This window comes from Shimia sp. R10_1, from assembly GCF_017744095.1.
GTDB lineage: Bacteria > Pseudomonadota > Alphaproteobacteria > Rhodobacterales > Rhodobacteraceae > Shimia.
In genome coordinates, this window is record NZ_JAGHQX010000002.1 from 258,402 (window position 1) to 281,936 (window position 23,535).

Sequence of the window (23,535 nt, forward strand, 5' to 3'; positions counted from 1 at the left end):
GCGTGCGAGGTGCGCGAAATTGCCGAAATGACCAACGATGTACTTACCGCCCTCCTCCTCTTTGCCTTTGTCTCCACAATCACGCCAGGCCCCAACAACCTAATGCTGATGGCCTCTGGTGCGAACTTTGGGTTCGCCCGCACGATTCCCCATATGCTGGGGGTCGGTGTCGGCTTTGTTGTGATGGTCGCCCTCGTAGGTCTTGGCCTGATGCAGGTTTTTGACCACATCCCTATGGCACACACTGTATTGACCGTTGCATCGGTGGGGTACCTGATGTGGCTTGCCTTCAAAATCGCACGCTCAGGTGCGCCTGACGAGACCGAGACAACTGGCACGCCGATGACCTTTTTGCAGGCGGCAGTGTTCCAATGGGTCAATCCCAAAACATGGACGATGGCGCTTACTGCGATCACACTTTATGCTCCAGATCGCAGCGTTGTGGCAATCTTGCTCGTCGCAGCGGCCTTTGGGGCTGTGAACCTGCCTTGCATTTCAAGCTGGATCGTTTTGGGTCAGCAAATGCGCCGCCTGCTGACCTCCCCTGCCCGCCTCATGGCGTTCAACTGGACAATGGCGGCGCTGCTTGTGGCCTCTCTTTACCCGGTGGTGTTCTCCGGCTGAGGCCACGCGCTTTACTTCTCTGCCAATGGCATGCAGATCTCCGTGATCAGGTCCTCTGGCGCCGTATCACGGGGATTGTTGAGATAGATCTCATAACATGGCTGATCTGCGGGCTCCTCGCCAGACGCAGGCAGCCAATTGCCATAGAGCGAATGATAGGCCGCGGTTATGCCGGAATATGGCCCCTTGTAGGTCAGCACCGCAGTTTTCCCGCCCGGAAGCGCAAAGTCTTCCATTCCTTCCGGCGTGCCTTCTCCAACAAACTCGGCACCGGCCAAGCTGCGCAGCTCCGCCTCGGGCACAACCTCGGGGCTGTCCCGATACACCGCGATCACCGCGCGTGTATTAGGCCAGAGATTGCGGCTTTCACACATGGCCCCGAAGGCTTCGAAACTTTTGCCAATCTCATGATAGGCGCCTTTGTGTGGCAATCCGACCAAACGGCGGCGAGGTTCATTGCGAATATCTACATCATGCATGGGGTAACGTCCTGTTTTTAAATCTGGGTTGAGCAATGCCACCTGACCCTCTGCGCGATAGGCGGAGGGGCTGAGGCCATAAGCGTCAGAAAACGCGCGCGAAAAGCTGCCCTGCTTGCCATACCCTGCACGCCTGGCGATTTCCGGCAGAGACATTTCGCCCTGCGCCAACCAAATCGCAGCGCGATGCAGACGAATACGACGCACCGCCTGTGCACAGGTTTCACCGGTCAATGCGTGAAACACGCGATGCCAGTGAAACCGAGACATAGCCGCCACATCCGCGAGCGCATCCAGTGACAGATCTCCATCGGTATTGTCATGGATATAGGCCAAAACCCTAAGGATCCGATCTTCGTAGCTGGCAGCCATTGATGGCAACTCCCATTGCACGTGGTTCAGGTTTGCAGGGCAGCATCACAAGCGATCCTGACACAACCCAGATGACATGAAGCCAATTCACAAATCTTGCTAACTTGCGCAAAGGCCCAATTCCATAGCGCGTCCATGGCGCGCACCGTTGCAATTACCCTCCGTCAGCGTCATATAGCGATGACGTACAGACTGCGCCGGGAGTGCCCAATGACCAACTATCTCGACTTCGAAAAGCCACTCGCAGAGATCGAAGGCAAAGCCGAAGAACTGCGTGCACTGGCGCGCCAGAACGAAGAGATGGACGTGAGCGACGAGGCTGCGGCACTGGACCGCAAGGCCGCCGATCTGCTGGAAGAGCTTTACAAGGACCTGACGCCATGGCGGAAATGTCAGGTGGCGCGCCATCCGGAGCGGCCGCACTGTGGCGACTATATCAACACGCTTTTCACCGACTACACGCCACTCGCTGGCGACCGGAACTTTGCGGATGATCTGGCCGTCATGGGCGGTCTTGCACGCTTTGACGGCAAACCCGTGATGGTGATCGGTCAGGAAAAGGGCAACGACACCAAGTCCCGCATCGCCCACAACTTTGGCATGGCGCGCCCAGAGGGCTATCGCAAAGCGGTGCGCCTGATGGAAATGGCCGGTCGATTTGGCCTACCTGTTGTCACCTTGGTGGACACGGCGGGTGCGTACCCGGGCAAAGGCGCCGAAGAGCGCGGCCAATCAGAGGCGATCGCGCGCTCCACCGAAATGTGTCTGCAAATCGGCGTGCCGTTGGTATCTGTCATCATTGGCGAAGGCGGATCTGGTGGGGCTGTGGCCTTTGCGACGGCAAACCGGGTCGCAATGCTTGAGCACTCTGTCTACTCGGTGATCAGCCCCGAAGGCTGCGCTTCGATTCTCTGGAAAGACAGCACCAAGATGCGCGAAGCCGCCGAAGCTCTGCGGGTGACTGCGCAAGATTTGCATCAGCTCGGTGTGGCAGATCGAATCATTACAGAGCCCACTGGCGGCGCACATCGCGACCGTGCAGCGACCATGGACAATGTGCGCAAAGCCATTGCTGATATGCTTGGCGAACTGGAAAACATGCCCGCAGAAGAGCTGATCGCCAACCGTCGCAAGAAGTTCCTGAACATTGGCGCCAAGGGCTTGGCCGCATAAGAGCCCCCCTGAATGCAGACGCGCAATCCGGAGCACCACTCCGGATTGCCATCGATAGGCAAGCGATACTGCACAGACATCTTTAACTGCAGTATTTGGCTACATACGCCCACCTCAATGACATGTTGCGCGAACAAGCACCCGACCACGCCCAGCCGGGATAAGCAGTCCGTTCAGCGCGCCAGAAGCCGAAGGCCTTGCGTCACATCAGAGCGCACAGCGAGCCTCAGCCCCGGCTCATCTCCGGCCTTAAGCGCAGCGATGATCAGGCGATGGTAATGTGGCGGCTCTGTGCGGCGCAACCGCCCGTAAAGCGCGCGCATGGTCGGGCCAAGCTGTAGCCAAACTGTCTCCGCCATTGCCAACATCGCCGGCGCCTGCGCGCGCAGATACAGCGTGCGGTGAAAATCCAAATTGGCGCGTATGTAGCCCACAGCATCCCGCTTACTCACCGCATCCGCCACCGTGCTGTTGATCGCTGTCAACCGATCAATCAAAGCCATATGGGCGCGGGGCAAAGCGCGGCTCGCAAGCTCCACCTCTATCAGCGCACGCAGTGCCGCAAGTTCTTCCAATCGCTCACTTGAAAGTTCGGGCGTCGCCACCCGCCCAGAGCTTGAGAGCGTCAGCGCGCCTTCCGCAACCAGCCGTCGCACGGCTTCGCGCGCAGGCGTCATGGAGACCTCATAGTCTTTGCCAATCCCGCGCAGGGTCAACGCTTCGGCTGGCGCCAATTCGCCATACATGATTTTTGTGCGCAACGCGCGGTAAACGCGGTCATGCGCTGAAGTGGATTGATCTTGAGACGGGCGTGGTTGTGGGATCATGGTGCCGTTGTGATCACAAAGCCCCGCCACGTCAATGGCTCACCCCAAAAGATGATCAGGCGCCATCAAACCTGTAGCGGTGCAAAACTTGCCCATCGGTCCGCAGCCAGCGGCGCGACACCTCGTAGGGGCCATAAAGCCGCGCCACAACATCCCAAAACGCCTGAGAGTGGTTCATCTCCTTCAAATGCGCCACCTCGTGTGCAGCGACATAATCCAACACATCTGGCGCAGCCATCACCAAGCGCCATGAAAACATTAAAGCCCCAGCCGATGAACAGGATCCCCACCGTGACCGCGTGTCCCGCAGCGTCATACGACTGTAAGGTCTGCCCAAGAGCGCTGCATAGTGATCCACCGCTTCAGACAGGCGATGCCTTGCCAGCTCTTTCAGAAAACCCTGTACTTTGCGCCCGACCAAATCCGGGCGCCCCGGCACGGCAATCTCATCGTGCCCCAGCACAACACCCCGTCCAGTCGCCCCAACAACCAATCGATCCCGCCCAGCCACGGGCAATACGGCCCCCGGCGCAACCAGCACCTGTTCAGGTTGCTGCGCCAACTGTCGACGCAGCCAGGCCTGCTTTTCCTCGGCAAAACCGAGCGCCTCTCGCGTACTGACGCCGCGAGGCACAGTCAGAGTGACCTTGCCATCCAAACGCGACACCCGGAGGCTGATGCGCCGCGCGCGTGCAGATTGACGCAACGCCACCGTTAAAGGTGGTGTTCCGGGGATGATATGTTGCGTCATATACGCTCCTTGGCCGCGTTTCCTGTGATACCCTTTGACACGCGGCCCTTGATATGGCACGTGGCGCAAACCGTCGAGAGCGACTCAACCGATTGAAGGGGATTACCCATGCCCAAAGAAGAATGGGGCGTCAAACGCGTGTGCCCAACCACTGGCAAGCGTTTTTATGACCTGAACAAAGATCCCGTTGTCAGCCCCTACACAGGCGACATCGTGGAAGTAGATGCGGGCAAAAGCCGCATGATTGCAGCAGACGCCGAGGATGCCGCAACACTGAAAGCCAAAGCCGCCAATCTGGACGATGCAGATGACGTGCTTGATGATGACGACGCCGTTGATCTGGACCTCGAAGATGATGTTCTGGACGATGACGAGGACGACAACGTTTCGCTCGATGAGATCGCGGACGTGGCCTCAGAAGACGACGACAGCTGATCGTCAGAAAACTGACAAAAAACTTCTCCGGGGCGGAATTTTTCGCTTGAACCCGCCCCGGGATACGCCTAATCAGGCGCACACAGGCTGAGAGGCCTGACAGGTTTGGGGCCTTAGCTCAGCTGGGAGAGCGCTACAATGGCATTGTAGAGGTCAGGAGTTCGATCCTCCTAGGCTCCACCAAACCCTCCATAGACAAGCAAACACAGGTGCTCTGAACGGCGTGTTGTGCTATGAGGAAACGCGTTTGTTGCGATGGAAAGCACCATTGGTCTGTCGCTGCGGGGCGGGAAATCGATCAAATACAAACAATAAGCACACAGTTCTTCGTTGAATTTACTTGGCTTTTCCCGCACATTTTTAGAAACGGAATGTAAATAGACCCACCCATTTAGCCGACTTGAGGCGCTGGACATTAGAAAGCGCAGCACTGGGCGACACAGCCCCTGCTGTGGAACCAAGAAAGGCCCACATGGTGCAGAAGCGATTGGGGAAACTGCCGTTTTCGCCTCCTGTGGGCTCTGTTGTGATTCTATCATTGGCGGCCGTTATCGTTGCCTTTGTTTTTGTGTTTTACCGAATTTGGGTGTCCGAACAGACCGCTGCCATTCGTGAAAGCAGATTTGTCGTACAGATGTATGATCGCGTTCAAAGCAGCATGCTCGCTGCTCTAAAACCTTACGCAGCTTCGGATGCCGCCTATCGCAACGTTTCGATCGACTTCGATTTGCCTTGGGTCGAACAACGCTTCGGCCGTGACATGGGGGCTGAAACAAATTTCAGCGCCGTGTTCATGATTGCACCAGACGACAGCATCGCATTTCAGGACCTATCGCGAGACGATCTTCCGCAAACCATTGAACGCTCAGACATGCCAAGTGTCTGGGAAGCGGCAGAAACGATTCGAAACGCCTATTTAGCAGAGGTGCGAACGCGCACCCCTTCTGACAGCAATTTCTCTGGAAAACTGCGCCAACTCTCTGAGATCCATGCACTGCGATGGGGAGAGCACATCGCACTCGCCGCGAGTTACGCCGTCGTCCCCGACCCTGGCGCAGCACCGCTGGTTGATGAACCACCTTACATCCTGACAGCGCTATGTGTCTTGGACCCAGCAAAACTGTCCCGGATATCCCCGAATGTTTCCCTGGTGGATGTTTCAGAGGCGTCAAGCATTCGTGCAGACCAAAACGCTTTGCTGATCACTGACCAAAACGGGGCGCCGCTTGGCTACATCACATGGCCACCCATGGGACAGGGCACGCGCATCATCGTCGCCGCGGCCCCGCTTTTGGTATTGCTCATTCTCACGATCACGTGGCTGAGCTGGCGGGTGGTGCGTAGCAACGCTGCGGCACAAGAGAAACTCGCGGAAATCGCACTGCAGTCACGCTATGACGCCGACCACGACAACCTCACCGGTTTTTCCCTGCGCGACCATTTCTTCGCGCGCGCAACAGCTGCTCTGGAAGCGCACTCGACGGAGCTACAGGCGCTGGTGTATTTGGATTTGGACAACCTTAAGCACGTGAATGACACGTGGGGGCATGCAGCCGGCGACCATCTGGTTCATTCCGTCGCAAATCGCATCACAGATCGTCTCGGCACACATCAGATCGCAGGACGGATTGGGGGAGACGAATTCCTCATCCTTGTGAGCGGCTTTGCGCAGCAAGCGGAAATCGAAGCGCAATTCAGGGAGGTTTTGCTCGCCCTCAAACAACCGCTCCGGTTTGAAGGTCATCTGATTGAGACATCCGCAAGCGCTGGCGTGGCCTATTTCCCAGAGCATGGCAGCACAATAGAAGAGCTCGTACGTGCCGCTGATGTGGCCCTGAACCGCTCCAAAGACATCAGCCAGTTTGGCATCGCCGTCTTCGACCCAACAATGGACGCCAGCTTGAAAGAGAACAGGGACCTGCGTGCCGACCTCCAGAAAGCGGTACAAAACGGCGAGCTTGAGCTCTTCTACCAACCGATCATATGCGCGCAGCACGGCAAACCTACCCACGCAGAAGCCCTTCTGCGCTGGAACCACCCGTCGCGTGGCCGCATTCCACCGGATCGCTTCCTACCATTGGCAGAGGCAAGTGGGCTGATGCCCGAAATCAGCCGATGGGTCACCCAAACCGCGATCAAGGATGCCGCCGAATGGCCGATGGACTTTGGCGTCAATATCAATGTGAACACATCACAATTGCTAAATGCAGGGTTTCCGCAAGAGATCGGGACACTGCTGGCCCAGAGCAAGCTGCCCCCCGATCAGCTGACTATCGAAATCACAGAGCGTGAGATTCTGGACAGAATCGACGACACCAAATCCGTCCAGAAAGAGCTCACAGACATTGGCGTGCGTTTTGCACTTGATGATTTTGGCACCGGCTATTCCAGCCTCAGCTACTTGCATTTGTATGACTTCCAGACACTGAAAATCGACAAGAGCTTTCTGTCCGGCCCTGACCTGTCTGAAGATGCAAAGGGCCTTCTGTCGACCATGATCAACCTAGGACAGGTGCTCGGCATGACAGTTGTGGTGGAGGGTGTTGAAACCAAGGAACAGCATGATTTTCTTACTGAGTCTGGCTGCTCTGAGTTACAGGGGTTTCTTTTTGCCAAGCCAATGCCTTTGTCGGAGCTGACTGCGCTTTACGGTCGTCAAAGCAAATCCGGCTAGTTCTTGCTGCGAACTCTAGTACGCTCCCCGCTCCGCAAAAATGCCCAAGATCATCCTGCATCTCAAATCGAATGACGCCAACCCAGAGCTGAATGGGTGGCATCTCCGTCTCTATAGAGAGATTGTAAATTTAGGGCATGCTGAAGGCATCGCTGTCGATATTCGGGTACGTGACAGCGACATACGCGTCGGCACGCGCAGTGTTCCAGATGACCGGTTTAACGACGGAAACCTTCACATCATCGATGATCGCTCCGTGAGAGCACCCGGTGTTCTGAATGCTGGCGTCGCATACCTATGGGAGTTTTGGCACCTAGATCCGCATGGAACCAAAGCCTTCTCATCAATTGGAGAGGACACTTACGCCCCCTCCATGATTTCAGATCAGCGCACGGAGACGTTTGCTCGCAATATTAAGCGACGCTATTTGGAGAAGCGGAAGTCGAAATATGACCAGCCCGAAATTCGCGCAGACTTCGCGCCAAAGGCGGTCGCGGTTTTCTTTCAAGGCCAATATCCCCTCAACTCAGGCGCAACGCAGCACTCCGACATTGAGGTGCTGAAGGCAACGCTCCGCGCGACGGGCGATCAGCCGATTGTGGTGAAGCCACACCCAATCTCAAGTGACGCAGCGACAATTGCCAAGGTAAAAGCTCTGGCGCAGCACGATTCACGCATCACGCTGACACACGCGAACGTCCATGACATCCTCCGAGCAAGCATATGTACGGTTTCAATGAATTCCACCGTTGCCCTTGAAGGGTATCTTCACGGTGTGCCTGCAATTTTGTGCGGCAAAGCCGACTTCCACCATCTCGCACACACCGTTACCGATCTGAACAAAATGTCACATGCTCTGAAAAATGCTCTGTCCTCGGAAGAGGATTTGGAACGCTACTTGACTTGGTACTTCCTCAAAAAATGCATCCCGATAAACAGCGGGCAACTCCACAAAAAGATCTGGGAAAAATTTGAAATCGCGGGCTTTCCAAGAGAACGGTTTGGCTAAGTCTCAAACCTCTATCAACGCCCTTTTCCCAGATAACGAGGGCTGCGTGCGTCAGATCGCACACACAGCCCCCAGTAAAAGATGTATGGCGCGTTATAGCCCCTCCGGCTGCCCGACAATGACAAACTGTAGGGCATCACTGTCCAAGAGCTCGCCGGCAACCCGCGCGATATCCTCAGGCGTGACAGCATTCACCTTGTCATTGCGGGTCGCGATGTAGTCGATGGGCATGCCATCCATCTGCATGGACACCATGATCTGGGCAATCGCCCCATTGCCATCAAACCGCAACGGATAGGCACCGGTCAGCAGCGCCTTGGCTTTGTCCACTTCCTCTGCGGTGGCCCCTTCGTTCGCCATACGGGCCCATTCGTCCTTCACAACACTGACCGACTGCGCAACGCGATCGTTGGCAGATGACACGCTGCCCATGTAGACGTTCGCCAGATCTCGCAGAACCAGGTAACTGTAGACCCCATAGGTCAGGCCACGCTTCTCACGCACCTCTGTCATCAAACGGCTTTCAAAGCCCCCGCCGCCCAATATGGTGTTGAGCACATAGGCAGGGAAGAAATCTGGATCGTTCCGATCGATGCCGTTTTGCGCCCACAGGGCGACTGACTGTGGTGTGTCATAGTCAACAACGTCGATGCCGCCCGTGATGGCAACATCTGCTGGCCCAGGCAGGGGCGCGCCTGTCTCAGGCAGATCCCCCAGAAGCGCATCAAGCATGGGGCCCAGCTCTTCTTCAGTGATGTCGCCGACAACACCCACAAACAGCCTGTCTTTGGCGAGTGCCCCCTTATGAGCTGCAGCAATGTCTTCTCGTGTCAGAGCGGCGACGCTTTCAAGTGTGCCTTCACCGGGCGTGCCATAAGGATGGTCGCCATAGACCAATTCAGCCAGACGCGCGCCTGCGATCTGTTCAGGATCTTTCAAATCAGAGCGAATGCCAGACAGAACCTGCTCGCGCACGCGATCCAGAGCGGTCTGCGGAAAGCTCGGCGCCACGAGGGAGCGCCGCAACAGCTCAACGGCCTCTGCCCGGTTTTCTGTGAGCATGCGTGCGGAAATAGAAACCGCATCGGAATGGCTGTCATAGCCAAACTGAGCCGCAAGCTCTTCGCTGGCCCGTGCAAAACCTTGGGCATCCAGATCGCCGGTGCCCTCTTCCAACAAACCGACCATCAGATTGGTCGCCCCACGCTTCCCAGGAAGATCCAAGGATGTGCCGCCCTTGAAACGCAGCTCTAAGGCCACAAAAGGAATGGATGGCTCTTCAACAAGCCATGCCGTGATGCCGCCAGCAGATGTGACTTCTTTGATTTTGATTTCCGCCCACGCAGCTGGCGCGATGACGACAATGGCAATGAATGCATAAACAAAACGGATCATTGGCTCACCTCTTGTTCTTCGGTCATCAGCCAGCCTGTGACGGAAGTGCGCAGATCGAACACCTCTTCCGCCGCGGCCATGATGTCTTCACTCGTGATCGACTGCAAAATCTCTGGCCACTCTTGGATATCCGCTATGGTGAGACCCGAAGTCAGCCCTCGACCGTACCGATTGGCCACGCTTTCAACACTGTCCCGTTCATACACCTGGCTGGCGCGCAGCTGCATCTTCAGACGATCCAGATGCGCCGCGTCAACACCTTCCGCCATGAACTCTGCAACCGCCGCGTCCATCGCGTCTTCGGCCTCCTGCATCCCAATGCCGGGGGCCGGCACCATGATGAGGTTGAAGGTCGTCGCATCAAGTGAGGTGCCGCGATACCAACTGCCAGCATAGACCGATTGCTTTGTCTCAAACTGAAGTTTCTGGCTCAGAACCGACGTCTGTCCACCTCCCAAAAGTTCGGCAAGAAGGGTCAGCGCGGCCGCTTTGCGTTGATCGCCACTGTTGCGCTCAGGAGCCAGATAGCTGCGTGTGACATAGGGTTGCGCCACCCGTGCATCATAAAACACCATGCGTCTTGCGCTGGATTGCGGCGGTTCGCTGGGGCGCAGACGGGGCGGCAAATCTGGATTGGCTGGTATGACGCCATAATATTGATCCGCCAATGCTTTCACGTCTTCAGGCTCTACGTCGCCCGCGACGATCAAGATTGCATTATTGGGCGCGTAATACGTCTCATAGAACGAAAGCGCATCGTCCATATCCAGCGCCTCCATCTCATGACGCCAGCCAATTACGGGAATGCCATAGCGATGGTTGAGATACTGCGCTGCGGTCAGTTGCTCCCGAAACAGGGCCCCGGGGTTGTTCTCAACCCGTTGATTGCGCTCTTCGATGATCACCTCACGCTCGGTCAGAATCTCTTCTTCGCCAATACGCAGATTGACCATGCGGTCACTTTCCATACGCATCATCAGCTCCAGACGATCAGAGGCCACCCGCTGGTGATAAGCCGTCACATCGTAGCTGGTAAAAGCGTTGTCGCGCCCCCCATTGGCAGCAACCGTCGACGAGAATTCCCCCGACTCCATGGTGTCTGTGCCTTTGAACATCAGATGTTCGAGAAAATGCGCAATGCCGGATACACCGGGTTGCTCATCGGCAGAACCCGCTTTGTACCAAACCATATGCATCACCACCGGCGCGCGGTGGTCTTCGACCACAACGACCTGCATGCCATTTTCAAGCTCATAGGTGGTTACCAAATCATCGGCAGCCTTCAGGGGCGCTGACATCCCCACACTGACGGCCACCGCCAACACCATGCGTCGCAACATCAAAATGTCTCCCAACCAATCGCCGCTTAACATCGATACGCAGGACACGCCGTCAGCAGCTCACTTTATATAAAGAGTGACGCCCCAAGAGGGGCGCTTCAAGATCACTTACGTGATTGTGAGCCAACCAATGTCTGGCTCATACGATTGGCTAGGCGCAGCTGCGCATTGGCGTTTGAGATCAATTGCCTGGCGCAGCAGGGGTGCGCACGCCAGCGCGCTTCCAGCGCCACCATTCCTGCCTGTAGTCCAGTGCTTGAGGCTTATAGACCTGTTCGTACAGCCCCTTCTTGGAGACCCGAATGCTGGTAAACCGCCCTCTGCGATCACGGAACTCTTCGTCTTCCTGTGCAACAACCTGCCGAATGTTCGCATCACGCCCATAACGAGAGGAATAGGACACAAGACCAGTATCAGAGTTTGGAACAGCTGTGTTCAAAGGGCTGCGCGCCGCAGCAGAGCCCCCCAAAGCCGCAACAGCATCACCAAGCGGATCTTGATCTGTACGGTTCACGCCTGTGGGCGTGGGCGGCGGCAGCGCGGACAAATCACTGGGAACCACGAGCTCTTTGCTTGGCAAGATGCTAAACTCATCTGGGCCATTGCCCGAGCTTACATTGGAATGCAACGTTCCACCCGATGTGCATCCGGCCAGCGCCAACACGACAGAAACGCCCAAAATCTTCAAACGCGCCACGCTCATATTCACTTCTCCAAGAGCCATTGGCACAGCTTTACCCGATCCCAAAGCGGAGGTCACGTCTCTCTTTTGTTACTCCCAAAAAGGATAAGGCCAAATGCCCCGGCAAAGATCCAAACATCCGCCACGTTGAACGCGTAAGGGTTGTCAATTCCGCAGCAAGACATGTTCAGGAAGTCCACAACAGCGCCAAAAAGCAGTCGATCCACCACATTTCCCAGTGCGCCCCCGATCAGCAGCCCTGCGCTGATCATGCCCCATTTGCCCGGCGGATCTTTGCGCACCCAATGCATCACAAAGCCACAAATCAAAACAGCAAGCGAGATCAGAACCCATTTTGCGGCGGCCGGACTGCCGGAAAACAGGCCAAAGTTAATCCCGTCGTTCCACGCCATATGAAACCGCAAAACAGGCGGCAGAACATCAATCTGCATCACCTCACGCAGATTCAATGCGTTCAACACCAGAAACTTGCTCGCCTGATCCGTGATGAAGGCCCAAAAGCCTGCCCAAAACACAAGACGCATATCCTGCGCCCCCTTTCTGCCTAACTGCCCCAATGTTCTGTGTTGATCACAGAAACGCTGATTTTTAACTTTGCCGATACTCTATGTCACATTTGTTCAATGGAACAAGCGCATTGGCGGATTTTCGCACCCGCCAAGCAACGGCTCGCCAAGCTCAGTTAAGAAAGGCGCAGCCGGGCAACCCCCGGCCACGCACGCTTAAGCTTAGTGGCGGAAGTGGCGCATGCCGGTGAATACCATCGCCAGACCAGCCTCATCAGCAGCTTTGATCACCTCGTCATCACGCATGGAGCCGCCCGGCTGAATCACACAGGCACCGCCCGCAGCAGCGGCTTCCAATAGGCCATCCGCAAAGGGGAAGAATGCATCTGACGCCACAGCGGACCCTTTTGCGGGGCTCTCAGAAAGACCCAGCTCATCGGCCATGCGCTGCGCCTTCGCTGCGGCCACATTGGCGCTGTCCAAACGGCTCATCTGGCCGGCACCTACGCCGACAGTTGCCCCGTCTTTTACATAGACGATGGCGTTGGACTTCACATGTTTTGCCACTTTCCAGGCAAACAACAAATCGTCCAGCTGCTCATCCGATGGCGCAACCTTGGTCACCACCTTCAGATCGTCTCGGCTGACGTAGCCCACATCTTTGTCCTGCACCAGCACGCCCCCGGCGACCTGCTTGTAAGCCGTGATCGCTTCACGCACGTTTGGCAGACCGTCAGTCAGCAAGAGACGCAGGTTTTTCTTGGCCGCGAAAATTTCTTTGGCTTCATCAGACGCGCCCGGCGCAATCACCACCTCAGTGAAGATCTCAACAATCTTGCTGGCGGTCTCTGCATCCAGCGGCTGGTTCAGCGCCACAATCCCACCAAAGGCAGAGGTGCGGTCACAATCAAACGCTTTCTGATAGGCTTCCGCCAAGGTCGCGCCAACCGCCACACCGCATGGGTTGGCATGCTTGATGATCGCAACGGCAGGGCTGTTGGCTGGATCAAATTCCGCCACCAGCTCAAAGGCTGCGTCGGTGTCATTGATGTTGTTGTAGCTTAGCTCTTTGCCCTGCAGCTGAGTGGCGGTTGCAACGCCGGGGCGGCCAGACCCATCGGTGTAGAAGGTCGCTTCCTGATGGCTGTTCTCGCCATAGCGCAAGGTTTGTTTGATCTCACCGGCGAAGGCGCGACGGCGCGGCGCTTTCTCTTCCAGCGCTTTGGCCATCCAATTGGACACGGCGGCGTCATAGGCTGCGGTGCGCGCATAAGCGGTCTGTGCAAGCTTTTGGCGGAACGCAAATGTGGTCTGCCCGTCATTGGCCTCCAACTCGCCCAGAAGCGCATCGTAGTCTTCGACGTCCACAACAACGTTCACGAAGCCATGGTTTTTGGACGCCGCACGGATCATTGCCGGGCCGCCAATGTCGATGTTTTCAATGCAGGTCTCATAATCACCGCCTGCAGCCACGGTGGCCTCAAACGGATAGAGATTCACCACTAAGAGATCGATTGCACCGATGCCATGCTCATCCATTGCCGCAACATGATCATCGTTGTCGCGCAGCGCCAACAGACCCCCATGTACTTTTGGGTGCAGGGTCTTCACACGACCGTCCATCATCTCAGGAAATCCGGTCACCTCGGAAACGTCTTTCACCACGAGCCCAGCATCGCGCATCGCTTTGGCGGATCCGCCTGTAGAGAGGAGCTCGACACCCCGGTTGGAAAGCGCGGTGGCCAGTTCGATCAATCCGGTCTTGTCGGATACGGATAGCAATGCGCGGCGAATGGGGTGGAGATCGGTCATAGGGGCGTGGTCCTTGGGCTCAGCTGTTCAAATCCATCTCATCCCGGTTCAAGTCCCTGATCGCCATGTTGGTCTCATGGGCTTTGCTCAGCGACCACCGGATGCGGGTCGCATACTCCATTGCCACGCCAGATAGAACGATTTGTTTGGTCGCACGCGGCTTTAATCGCCCTTTTTCGAGAAAAACGCTGGCATCCAGCCGCATTTTGGCGATCGCATCGTGCCGGAACACCCATGTCTCGCCACTTTTCAGGGCAATCGAGACGGCAGCACCGCCCATATCAAGGCTCGCATCGACCTCCGGATGTAGGTGAAATGCAATTTCATAAGGCACGCCTTGCAGGGCGCCTTCATCCATCACCTTGTCAAATCGGCGTTTGGCCGCGTCATCCATTGTGACAAGCAAGTCTTCGCCCGCCATGCCCCGCCCATCAAAGGTCAGCTCCAAAGTGCGCGCATGGGTCAGACCATGGGTCTTTACATAGCCGTTGTGCCCGCCTTCAAACCGCAATCCGTCACTGGCATTGCTCATCTGAATAGGCACATCTGTGGGCGCGTCCACCAGCTGCTCCTCGCGCCAGCCTTTGCCCTCTTGGCCAAGCCGTGCGCTGGAAAGCTCATCAATCGTCACGGTGGAATGTGATGGCGTTGCCCGGCCAAACCGCCGCCAATCTTCACCAAAGCTCGCGCCGGATCCGCAATTCACAATCACCGGCCGCCGTCCGCTAGTCAGCTCAAAAGCCAATGTGGAGGCATGCGCATTGGGGGCATTCATGCCACTGGGCGGAACGCTTGCATCCACCACAACGCTGGTACGCCCAGCGCTCAGACGGGCATAACCCATCGCCAACCCATCCGCCTGTCGCGTCTTGTTTCCACTTTCCGCCAGAGCATGGTCCAACCGCCCCTCCAGACCGCGCCCGCCGCCATGAAACCGCGCCAAGCCACCATCCGCATGGCGCAAGGTCCGCAAGGTTGGGGCAATACGTTCTATCGCCCGCAGATGCATATCCGAAGGCGTCTGTCCCGCATCTCTTAGCGCGGCAGCCGCCCAGGTGAGCAACGTGAAAACCTCCAACAACTCTTCAGGATTGCGTGTCGGAATACCGCCTTGCACATCTACCTGCTGCGCGCATTCCTTATCAAGTGCTTTACAGGCAGGCGCCACATGATGCTCCATGCCTTCAAGCGCCAAGCCTGCATAAATCAGCCCGGTCAGCGCTTCAAAACGCGGCAGCCCCGGTGCCGTTTTGTGCCACCGTTTACTTAGGAAAATGGTCTGTTGGCCCAGTGACTGAAAAAAGGCTTCCGACGGGTCGGATCCCTGCGCCCGCAACAAAAAAATCGCATGGCTGATCCAGCGGATCAGACGACGGCCGGTGAGATCAGGAGTCCATCCTGGGCCCGTACCCCGCCCATAAAGGTCGATCCAACTCCAGACCCATTCCTGCGCACGATCCCGCGCCGCCATATCACCAACAGCGGCCAGATCATCAAGCCAAGCGAATCCTTGTAGTTCCTGCGCGAAAACGTCGTCAGGCACATCAATGTCCCAGATCAGCGTCTTGGGGGCGCTCACCAGATGCCCGGCAAATAGAAAATTGCCTGCAACCAACTGCTTACCGCGGGCAAACAGCCCAATGGTGCGTGGCTCAGGCGTGCTGGTGAAACCGGTGGCAGGACGCGCACGCGCACTGCTGCGCGCAGCCACGCGGTGCATCAGCCGCGTCCATCGTGCCGAAAAACTATGTGTTCTGGACATCCACTCTGCCTCTACGCTCTGCTGGCGTTTGTCGGGAGTGTAGCGAGCAGATCGCCTCAAGTCACCGATTCAATCTGCCAATAGAAATCGTGCGTGCCCCATAGACAAACGTCGGGCTGGTCTCTTCACGTCGCTAGATGCCTTTGCGCAACATCGCGACGTAAAAGCCATCCATGCCGCCTCTGTCAGCCCAGAAATCAGGCCGCAGCCGCAGGCCGCCTTCTTCCGTCACCCAAGACGGATCAATCCCGTCGATCAACACCGCGTCTCGATCCACGGTCACATCCGCCCAGCGTTCGACCGCCTCTTCGATCTGAACCTCGCCCTCGTCAGGCAGCAAGGAACACGTGCAAAACACCAAGCGCCCGCCGGGTTTCAACAGGCCAATGGCGTGATCGAGAAACACTTCCTGCATACCGATCAGATCACCAAATTCACTGCCATCCTTGGCAAAAGGCAAATCCGGGTGGCGCCGAATCGTCCCTGTGGCTGAACAAGGCGCATCCAACAGGATCGCATCATATTGACCGTCCTGCGCCATCACATCGCCCACCACGACCTCGGCATTCAACTGCACGCGTTTGAGATTTTCCCGCAGGCGCTCCATCCGCGCGGGATTGTCATCCACCGCCGTAACCTGCGCACCTGTTGCGGCGATCTGCATGGTTTTACCGCCGGGTGCTGCGCAGAGATCAAGCACGGTCTCGCCAGGCTGGGCATTGAGCACACGCGCCGGGATTGCCGCAGCCGCATCTTGCACCCACCATTGCCCTTGTTTGAACCCTTCGAGCGCAGTCACCTGCCCCCCCTCGCGCAGACGCACGGAACCGGTGGGCAGCACCTCTCCGCCAACAGCCTTTGCGACAGCTACTGCATCTTCCTTGGCGGTCAGATCAAGCGGCGCGCCCGCATAATGTGCCGCCTCTATTTCAAGCATGATCTCGGCGTCATAAGCCTGCGCCAGAGGCTTACGCAGCCATTTTGGCAACCGTGGCACACGCAGCTTTGCCCACTCATCGCGGCCCTTGTCATCAATCTTGCGCAGCACAGCATTCACAAGGCCCTTCATGCCCGCTGTGCGCTTAGATTTGCTGACGATCTCTACCGCGTCATTGACCACGCCATGCGCCGCGCCGCCTTGACAAATCTCCATCGTTGCCATGCGCAGCACATTCTGCACCGTCATCGTTGGGGTCTTTTTGAGATGCTTCTGAAGCACGCGATCCGCCCGCTCCAGATTGCGCAATGTGTCGGTGGCCAATCGTTGTGCCCGCGCACGCTCTGCTGGCTCCAGCTTTTGCAAGGCCCCGCCTGCAATCACATCTGACAGCAAACGCCCTTCACCCATCACCTGATCCAAAAGATAAACCGCACTGCGACGGGTCGGGTAGCTGGATTTGGACATGTAAGAGACCTTCAGAGATGGTTGGCCACAACACATGCGTGGCGACAGGGGACTTGTCGTTGTCAGACGGGCGCGTATATCAAGGGTCAGGCTTAAAAGGAACCCTTCTATGAGCGACACATCTCAAACCCGCGATGATTTGCCCGAAGCTGCAAAGCGCGCTCTGGCGGAGGCCGAAGACCGCCGCAAGAAAGCAAAAGAGCTCGAACTGCCGACTGAGCTTGGCGGACGAGATGGGCCTGAGCCGGTGCGCTATGGAGATTGGGAAAAAAAGGGCCTCGCGATCGATTTCTGAGGGCACCTACTCAGGGTTCTCCCACCCCGCAGCGTGGAGCAAGCCCAGAAACCTTTGCTCATGTGCAGCGCCAATATCTGGCGCAAATACACCATGAACCAGTTCTGGCCGGAAGTTTGGCCAGGTTTGCCCTAGCATCGAAATCATTTGCTGTGCCTCATCAAGGCGCCCCTCAGCCTGATACGCAGCGGCAAGGTACGCTGCGCGCACTGCGTTTTGTGCAACACCTTGCTGCAGCGCCAATTCAAAAGACTCAACGGCGGTGGCGTAGTCTTTCAAGTAAAACGCCGCAAAGCCGCGAATGGCTGTGTTGCCTGTCCCAAATGCGCTTTGAGCTGGGTCCGTGACCAGCGCGGCATTTTCGAAGTCACCAGTAAACAGCGATATCAACGCGTGGTAGATCAAATGATGCCGCTGCCCTTGGCTAAGCTCATAGCCTTGTTTGCTGAAGTCCTTGGCCAAGTCCCAGTCGGTACGGGCGTACGCCACCCATCCCGCTGCGGAAAGTGTCCAGGAGTCCTCAGGCGCTAAGGCGCGCGCCTGATCTAACATCGTCTGGGCCTGCCCCAAAAAGACCTGAGACTTGCCGGACCCACGCATTAAGATCGCGATGCTGCCTAAGCTGTGGGCGGCAGTGGCAAAGCTGCCCGAATAGTCGGGATATTGCGCAATCACTGCCTGCGAATGGGCGATCACCCGCTTTTGGCGCGCGATGTCCATAAATGAAAACATATGATCGCGTCCAAGCGCGTCTAAACTGATCGCAGTTGGGGCCTCTAACTTGGCCGCATCTGGCAACAATACACCTTCTGCCTGCTGGCGCGACGACTGCGTCACACTGACCCCAGAGGATTGAGACACCGTTTCGGCCTCCTTGGCATCCGGCAAATATTGCGGAACGACGACAAAACCGATTGCAAGTATCGCAACAACCAACGCCAAGGCCCAATGCCTCTTGAACTTTGGCCGATCAAACGACGATTCAGGATCTTCCTGCAACTCTGCGAAGGTGAGCTCTAGATTTAAACTTGTTGGATCCAGCCGGAAAAGCAACGCATCCCAACGCCCCTCCTCGGCGAAATAGCTCTCTAGCAAAGACGCCAACCGGTGTGCATCCGCGCGCGCTAGGCGCAGCGCTTCATCACCATCAAAGTCCGCATAGAGTATGGGCAGCAACGTCTGGATGGAAACTTGTTCCCCGAGCCCTGCGATGTGTTCTTCAGCCAGAAAGCGCAACAAGGCATCAACGCGCACAATTTTGTGGAACCGGTCACTCGCAATAATACGCGCTACGGCGACGCGAATAATTTCAGGCGCTATCGTATCCACAGCGTGAAGATCGTCATTGCTATCATACATCACTTTCTGTCCAGTTCTGTCCAACAACCATGCTCTTACGGGCGTTCAAACACCCCTTGAATGGGGCGTTGTTGAGTTAGAGCGAAACGATTAAATAGCTGCAAACTTACAAGTCGGGCGCAGCAAGCGCTCTAAAGTATTCCTCCTATTGTAGTCTTTAACGCCCCCCAAACTATTGATGCAGGTCAAATACAAAATTTCCGCACCTCAGTAAAAAACACGACTCGCCCGGGGCGGCTACTTTCAGTCAGCACTGTCTGGGACCGGTCTCGACACCTGATAGAAAAATCGGGGCTGGCGCCCCGACCTGTTTCTTTTCTGCAAAACGCTATAGCCCCAGTGCTTGTCGCCGCTCTTCTGCGAACCCCTGCACCAGGCGATCCGCCACAAGTGCAAGAATCGCCATCGCAGCACCCGCTGTTACGCCAAGCCCCACATCCGCCTGACCCAGCGCCAGGTAGATCGATTGACCCAAACCCGTGGTTCCGATCAGCGCTGCAATCACCAGCATTGCAAATGCATAAAGGATGGTTTGATTGAGCCCCAAAAGGATTGTTGGCGCAGCATAAGGCGCGCGCACTTCAAGCATCGTCTGCCAACGCCCTGCGCCGCTGGCTGTCGCCGCCTCGATCATTTCATCCGGTGTCGTGATCAGTCCATGGCGCGTGTAGCGAACCATCGGCACCACCGCATACATACAGATCGCCAGAAATGCAGAAAACTCGCCAATCTGAAAGAACATCAGCACAGGTATCAAGAACACAAAGAGCGGGATAGTCTGGAGCGTGTCACAGATGGGTCGGATCACCAGCCAGGCACGCGGGCTCATCGCAGACCAGAACCCCAGAAAACCGCCAACCAACGCACAGGCCGCGACCGCCGCCCCACTCAGATAGAGCGACAGAAGCGCACGTTCCCAGAGGCCTGAGATCAGGATCAACCCCAGAAGCAGCGTCACCTGCAACGCAAGCTTGCGGCCGCTCGCAACCCAGCCAAGTGCGGCAACGCCACCTATGAGGATCGGCCAAGGCAGTTGCGCCACGCCAATCTCAAGAACCATCGCAGCGATCATCACAAACCCCGCGCCGGCCACATGCCCTCGCAACACCATCAGGCCCGAAATAGCAGCAAAGACCGCGTAGAACACAAACGTATGCGTGGCCGTCCAGGCAAATCCCCAGGTGAAGGGCAACACGGCGTCAGACAGTCCAATCCGCAGCGGAAGCAGCCCATAAAACATCGCCGAGTTTTTGAGCGCGTCTAAGTTTGTGCCGTAACTTGCCGTGAATTGCCCAACCCCTTGGTCCACAGCTTCGGCCACACCGTCCATTGCTGCAAACCCAGCCGGGTTCCACTCTGCAACCGCCGCCCATACCGCCACAGCTGCGCCAATCGCAAAGATCGTCGCCGCCACGCGCTTATCTTGGGCCGGGCGTGGCTCTGCAAGGGCCGCAGACATACGGTCGATCACCACAGCAAAGACCACGATCACCGATCCTGCCAGAAACGCTGGACCAAACAGCGCCTTGCGCATGGTCAAAAGCACTTCCCAGCCAATGTCTTCAAAGCCACCGATCACGGCGGCAATGATCACCATGCTGAGCGCGGCCATCAGACATTGATTGAACCCAATCATGATTTGTTGAGAGGCCGCCGGCAGTTCCACAAGGAAAAGCTGTTGGCGGCGCGTGCCACCCGCCATCACCGCCGCTTCCCGGATCTCCGGCTCGACACGCTCCAGCCCCAGCAGCACGTTGCGCGCCATCGGAGGGGCTGCAAAAATCGCAGATGCAATCAGCCCAACAACGGGACCGAAGCCAAAAAGCACAAGCAAAGGGGTGAGATAGGCAAATGTCGGCATGGTCTGCATGACATCCAGAACCACATTCACACTGCCTTTGAGCTTGGGATATTCAAACGCAAGGATGCCGATTCCGGCCCCGAGCAACGCCGCCAGCGGCACCGACACCGCCACAAGCGCAAGCGTGTTCATCCCTTCCAGCCAGTAGCCACTGATGACCACAAAGCCAAAGCCAAAGAACGCCAGCGCCGCCATGCGCGCGCCACCGATAAGCCAACCCAAAGCGGTCACCGTGCCAAGCACCAAAGGCCAGGGCGCACCACCAAGCAGGCCGCCAACCCATGTCATCGGAAACGCCAAGAGATAAGAGAACAAACGCGCAATGGGCTTGAAGACATCGAGAAACCCACCCACTACGGTGCCGACCCAATCCGTCATCGGAACCGTCAGTGCGGCAGGCCAAGCCACAAGCCACTCAAACTGCGCCCCAAACGAACGGCAAATAACGGCCACAGCCAAAACAACAATCGCTGCAATGCCACCCTTGCTCAGTTGCAATCCGCGCTGTCCAGAAACGGGCCCTTCCTCTGCGATACTCATGTCTCTTCCGCCTGCAATGCCGCCGCCAGATCAGACGGATTTACCGCCCCCACAAGCGCGCCCTGTGCGTCATGCACCGGCACAGGCTCATACAAAGACATGCATTTCGCGAGCGCAGTTTCGATGGTCATCCCCACCTTCAGACCCGGATCATCTGGCATATTTTCAGGAATATCCTGCGTCATCACGTTCTCAACGCAGCCGTGCCGACCTTTGGGAACATCTTTGGAAAACTCGGCAACATAATCATTCACCGGGTGCAGGACGATCTCTTCGGGCGTGCCAATCTGCACCACTTCGCCGTCTTTCATGATGGCAATGCGGTCGGCCAGTTTCAGTGCCTCTTGGATGTCGTGCGTGATGAACACGATGGATTTTTTAAGCGTCGCCTGAATGTTGAGAAACTCATCCTGCAGCTGCCGCCGGATCAACGGGTCCAGCGCGGAAAATGGCTCATCCAGGAACCAAATGTCAGGGTTCACAGCAAGAGAGCGGGCGATGCCCACACGCTGGCGCTGTCCACCGGACAGATTGCGTGGATATGTATCCTCCCGGCCTTTCAAGTCCACAAGATCCAGAACTTCCAGCGCGCGTGCCCGCCGCTCTGCCTTGCCCATGCCTTGCATTTTCAAAGGGAAACCAACGTTGTCCGCCACCGTCATATGAGGGAACAAACCAAAGTGCTGAAACACCATGCCCAGCTTGTGGCGACGCAGCTCAATCAAACGCTTTTCATCGGCCTGAAGAATGTCTTCACCATCAATGCGCACCGAACCTGCAGTCGGTTCAATAAGGCGCGAAATACAGCGGATCAGCGTAGACTTGCCAGACCCTGACAGGCCCATAATCACAAAGAGTTCGCCGGATTTCACTTCGAAGTTCGCAGCCCGTACGGCTGGAATCAGGCCTTTGTCCTTGAGTGCCTGAGCGGTGGACGCATCGGTTCCGGCTCCGCGTGCATCACGCAGAGCCGTCTGGGCGTTTTCGCCGAAGACCTGCCAGAGGTCTTCGACTTCAATCGCCGGAGCGGTCGTTTTTTGTTCGGTCATTCGGAGTTACTTGATTGCGGCGTCCACGACGGACTTCCACTTGTCTTCGTTTGCACCCATCCAGGCCGCCACAACGTCCTCAACGGACTCGCCGTCTACATCCACTGCGCCCATCATCGGCTGCTGATCTTCCACGGCCAGTTGATAGTTCACCAGAATTTCATGTGCCGCTGGCCACTTGTCTTTCAGTCCCGGCCATCCCGCCTTGAAGATGCGGCTGGGAGAGAAATCACAATCGTTGATCGCATTCGGGTTCGGCCCCCACGCAGGATCGGTGAAGCAAGCGTCTTCGCCTGCGGGCAGGTCTACAAACTGCACGTCATAGGCAGACATCGCCCAATGCGGCTGCCAGAATGTGATCAACAGAGGGGACTTCTTTTCAGTGGATGCACGCAGTTCCGCAATCAATGCGCCTTCGGAACCGGCTGGCACAGCCTTGAATGGCAAATCGAGGCCCGTCATCCGGTCCGCACCAGGCGTGCCCCAGTCCGCAGGGTAATCCACCAGACGCCCCGCTGGCAGGGTTTCAGCGGTCGCGAAGTTGATTGCACAAGCTTTCAGTGCTTCCCAAGCGGGCAGGCCGGGGCAAAGATCGGCAACATGGGCAGGGTAGGCAATGCCTTCACGGGCATTGAGGCCCAGATCAGACAGCTCTTCCAGCTTCCCCTCATCTTTGAGCACAGCGTATTGATCAGACACATTAGAAGACCAGATCTCAAGCGTCGCGTGGATGTCACCATCTGCAATCGCTTGGAATTGGTTCATCATGCCTGCGGTGACATATTCCACATCATAGCCTGCCGCCTTCAGCATTTCCCCTGCCACATGTGTCGTCACATGCTGACCTGTCCACTCGTTCAGTGCCAACTTGATGGGCTCGTTGGCCGCGCCCAGTTCGGCTGCCTGCGCAGATCCTGCTACCGCAATGACCGCCAGTGCGGACAGTCCCGCCTTCAGAATGGTCGTCATGATCTTCTCCCTGTCATCGTTTTTTAAATGGTCATTTAATTTTTTGACTGTCGGCATAAAAACACAGGGGCGCGCACCTGCCAACAAAAAAGACGCAGCCATTGCTCACAACGTCGGGTGAGCAACAGCACGCTGAGAAAAAGAGCACTTTGACACAGCGAACTCGCCGCACGCTTAAGCAGAAATCTGCGCGCA

At 56.9% G+C, this 23,535-nt stretch carries 20 protein-coding genes and 1 tRNA gene; 7 read left to right on the forward strand and 14 right to left on the reverse strand.

Annotated elements, in window-relative coordinates; genetic code table 11:
- The first annotated feature begins 27 nt into the window (after nucleotides 1-27).
- Nucleotides 28-624, forward strand: a complete 597-nt coding sequence (locus J7413_RS05720) for a LysE family translocator (protein ID WP_209097107.1) — start codon at nucleotides 28-30, stop codon at nucleotides 622-624.
- Between the two features lie 11 nt (nucleotides 625-635).
- Here J7413_RS05720 and J7413_RS05725 read toward each other — a convergent pair whose 3' ends face one another.
- Nucleotides 636-1,475, reverse strand: coding sequence for an AraC family transcriptional regulator (locus J7413_RS05725; protein WP_209097108.1), 840 nt, complete (start codon nucleotides 1,473-1,475; stop codon nucleotides 636-638).
- 210 nt (nucleotides 1,476-1,685) lie between these two features.
- Here J7413_RS05725 and J7413_RS05730 point away from each other — a divergent pair, with 210 nt between their 5' ends.
- Nucleotides 1,686-2,648, forward strand: coding sequence for an acetyl-CoA carboxylase carboxyltransferase subunit alpha (locus J7413_RS05730; protein WP_209097109.1), 963 nt, complete (start codon nucleotides 1,686-1,688; stop codon nucleotides 2,646-2,648).
- 173 nt (nucleotides 2,649-2,821) lie between these two features.
- Here J7413_RS05730 and J7413_RS05735 read toward each other — a convergent pair whose 3' ends face one another.
- A complete protein-coding gene (locus J7413_RS05735) occupies nucleotides 2,822-3,475 on the reverse strand; it encodes a GntR family transcriptional regulator (protein ID WP_209097110.1) in 654 nt (217 codons plus the stop codon).
- Nucleotides 3,476-3,530: 55 nt separating this feature from the next.
- A complete protein-coding gene (locus J7413_RS05740; protein ID WP_209097111.1) occupies nucleotides 3,531-4,226 on the reverse strand; it encodes a SprT family zinc-dependent metalloprotease in 696 nt (231 codons plus the stop codon).
- A gap of 108 nt (nucleotides 4,227-4,334) precedes the next feature.
- On the opposite strand from J7413_RS05740, the gene J7413_RS05745 reads away from it, so the two are divergent.
- From J7413_RS05745 to J7413_RS05760, 4 genes are all read left to right on the forward strand, one after another.
- Nucleotides 4,335-4,661 carry a TIGR02300 family protein gene (locus J7413_RS05745; protein WP_209058958.1) on the forward strand — a complete coding sequence of 109 codons (327 nt, stop codon included), beginning with the start codon at nucleotides 4,335-4,337 and terminating at the stop codon, nucleotides 4,659-4,661.
- Between the two features lie 107 nt (nucleotides 4,662-4,768).
- Nucleotides 4,769-4,844 (forward strand) — tRNA-Ala (locus tag J7413_RS05750).
- A 289-nt stretch (nucleotides 4,845-5,133) separates the two neighbouring features.
- Nucleotides 5,134-7,335, forward strand: coding sequence for a bifunctional diguanylate cyclase/phosphodiesterase (locus J7413_RS05755; RefSeq protein WP_209097112.1), 2,202 nt, complete (start codon nucleotides 5,134-5,136; stop codon nucleotides 7,333-7,335).
- Between the two features lie 40 nt (nucleotides 7,336-7,375).
- Nucleotides 7,376-8,344, forward strand: coding sequence for a hypothetical protein (locus J7413_RS05760; RefSeq protein WP_209097113.1), 969 nt, complete (start codon nucleotides 7,376-7,378; stop codon nucleotides 8,342-8,344).
- A 93-nt stretch (nucleotides 8,345-8,437) separates the two neighbouring features.
- Here J7413_RS05760 and J7413_RS05765 read toward each other — a convergent pair whose 3' ends face one another.
- The 7 genes from J7413_RS05765 to J7413_RS05795 all read right to left on the reverse strand — a co-directional run bounded on the left by J7413_RS05765 (nucleotide 8,438) and on the right by J7413_RS05795 (nucleotide 17,267).
- Nucleotides 8,438-9,739 carry a pitrilysin family protein gene (locus J7413_RS05765; RefSeq protein WP_209097114.1) on the reverse strand — a complete coding sequence of 434 codons (1,302 nt, stop codon included), beginning with the start codon at nucleotides 9,737-9,739 and terminating at the stop codon, nucleotides 8,438-8,440.
- A complete protein-coding gene (locus J7413_RS05770; RefSeq protein WP_209097115.1) occupies nucleotides 9,736-11,079 on the reverse strand; it encodes a pitrilysin family protein in 1,344 nt (447 codons plus the stop codon). The genes J7413_RS05765 and J7413_RS05770 overlap by 4 nt, the downstream gene beginning before the upstream one ends.
- A gap of 181 nt (nucleotides 11,080-11,260) precedes the next feature.
- The gene (locus J7413_RS05775) at nucleotides 11,261-11,782 is read right to left on the reverse strand and encodes a DUF3035 domain-containing protein (protein WP_209097116.1); all 522 of its coding nucleotides are present in this window, start codon (nucleotides 11,780-11,782) and stop codon (nucleotides 11,261-11,263) included.
- 53 nt (nucleotides 11,783-11,835) lie between these two features.
- A complete protein-coding gene (lspA, locus tag J7413_RS05780) occupies nucleotides 11,836-12,306 on the reverse strand; it encodes a signal peptidase II (protein ID WP_209097117.1) in 471 nt (156 codons plus the stop codon).
- 204 nt (nucleotides 12,307-12,510) lie between these two features.
- Nucleotides 12,511-14,100, reverse strand: coding sequence for a bifunctional phosphoribosylaminoimidazolecarboxamide formyltransferase/IMP cyclohydrolase (purH, locus tag J7413_RS05785; protein ID WP_209097118.1), 1,590 nt, complete (start codon nucleotides 14,098-14,100; stop codon nucleotides 12,511-12,513).
- Nucleotides 14,101-14,119: 19 nt separating this feature from the next.
- Entirely contained in the window at nucleotides 14,120-15,862 is a 1,743-nt protein-coding gene (locus J7413_RS05790) for a heparinase II/III family protein (protein ID WP_209097119.1), read from the reverse strand.
- Nucleotides 15,863-15,995: 133 nt separating this feature from the next.
- Entirely contained in the window at nucleotides 15,996-17,267 is a 1,272-nt protein-coding gene (locus J7413_RS05795) for an RsmB/NOP family class I SAM-dependent RNA methyltransferase (protein ID WP_209097120.1), read from the reverse strand.
- 109 nt (nucleotides 17,268-17,376) lie between these two features.
- Here J7413_RS05795 and J7413_RS05800 point away from each other — a divergent pair, with 109 nt between their 5' ends.
- Nucleotides 17,377-17,562 carry a DUF1674 domain-containing protein gene (locus tag J7413_RS05800; protein ID WP_209097121.1) on the forward strand — a complete coding sequence of 62 codons (186 nt, stop codon included), beginning with the start codon at nucleotides 17,377-17,379 and terminating at the stop codon, nucleotides 17,560-17,562.
- 6 nt (nucleotides 17,563-17,568) lie between these two features.
- Here the strand turns inward: J7413_RS05800 and J7413_RS05805 are convergent, their stop codons facing one another.
- The 4 genes from J7413_RS05805 to J7413_RS05820 form a co-directional block, all read right to left on the reverse strand.
- A complete protein-coding gene (locus J7413_RS05805) occupies nucleotides 17,569-18,921 on the reverse strand; it encodes a hypothetical protein (protein ID WP_209097122.1) in 1,353 nt (450 codons plus the stop codon).
- Nucleotides 18,922-19,249: 328 nt separating this feature from the next.
- On the reverse strand, nucleotides 19,250-21,322 hold the full coding sequence (locus J7413_RS05810) for an ABC transporter permease subunit (protein WP_209097123.1): 2,073 nt from the start codon (nucleotides 21,320-21,322) through the stop codon (nucleotides 19,250-19,252).
- Nucleotides 21,319-22,371, reverse strand: coding sequence for a glycine betaine/L-proline ABC transporter ATP-binding protein (locus J7413_RS05815; RefSeq protein WP_209097124.1), 1,053 nt, complete (start codon nucleotides 22,369-22,371; stop codon nucleotides 21,319-21,321). Before J7413_RS05815 ends, J7413_RS05810 begins: the two co-directional genes overlap by 4 nt.
- 6 nt (nucleotides 22,372-22,377) lie before the next feature.
- Complete coding sequence (locus tag J7413_RS05820; RefSeq protein ID WP_209097335.1) at nucleotides 22,378-23,331, reverse strand: ABC transporter substrate-binding protein; 954 nt, start codon at nucleotides 23,329-23,331, stop codon at nucleotides 22,378-22,380.
- Nucleotides 23,332-23,535: the final 204 nt, after the last annotated feature.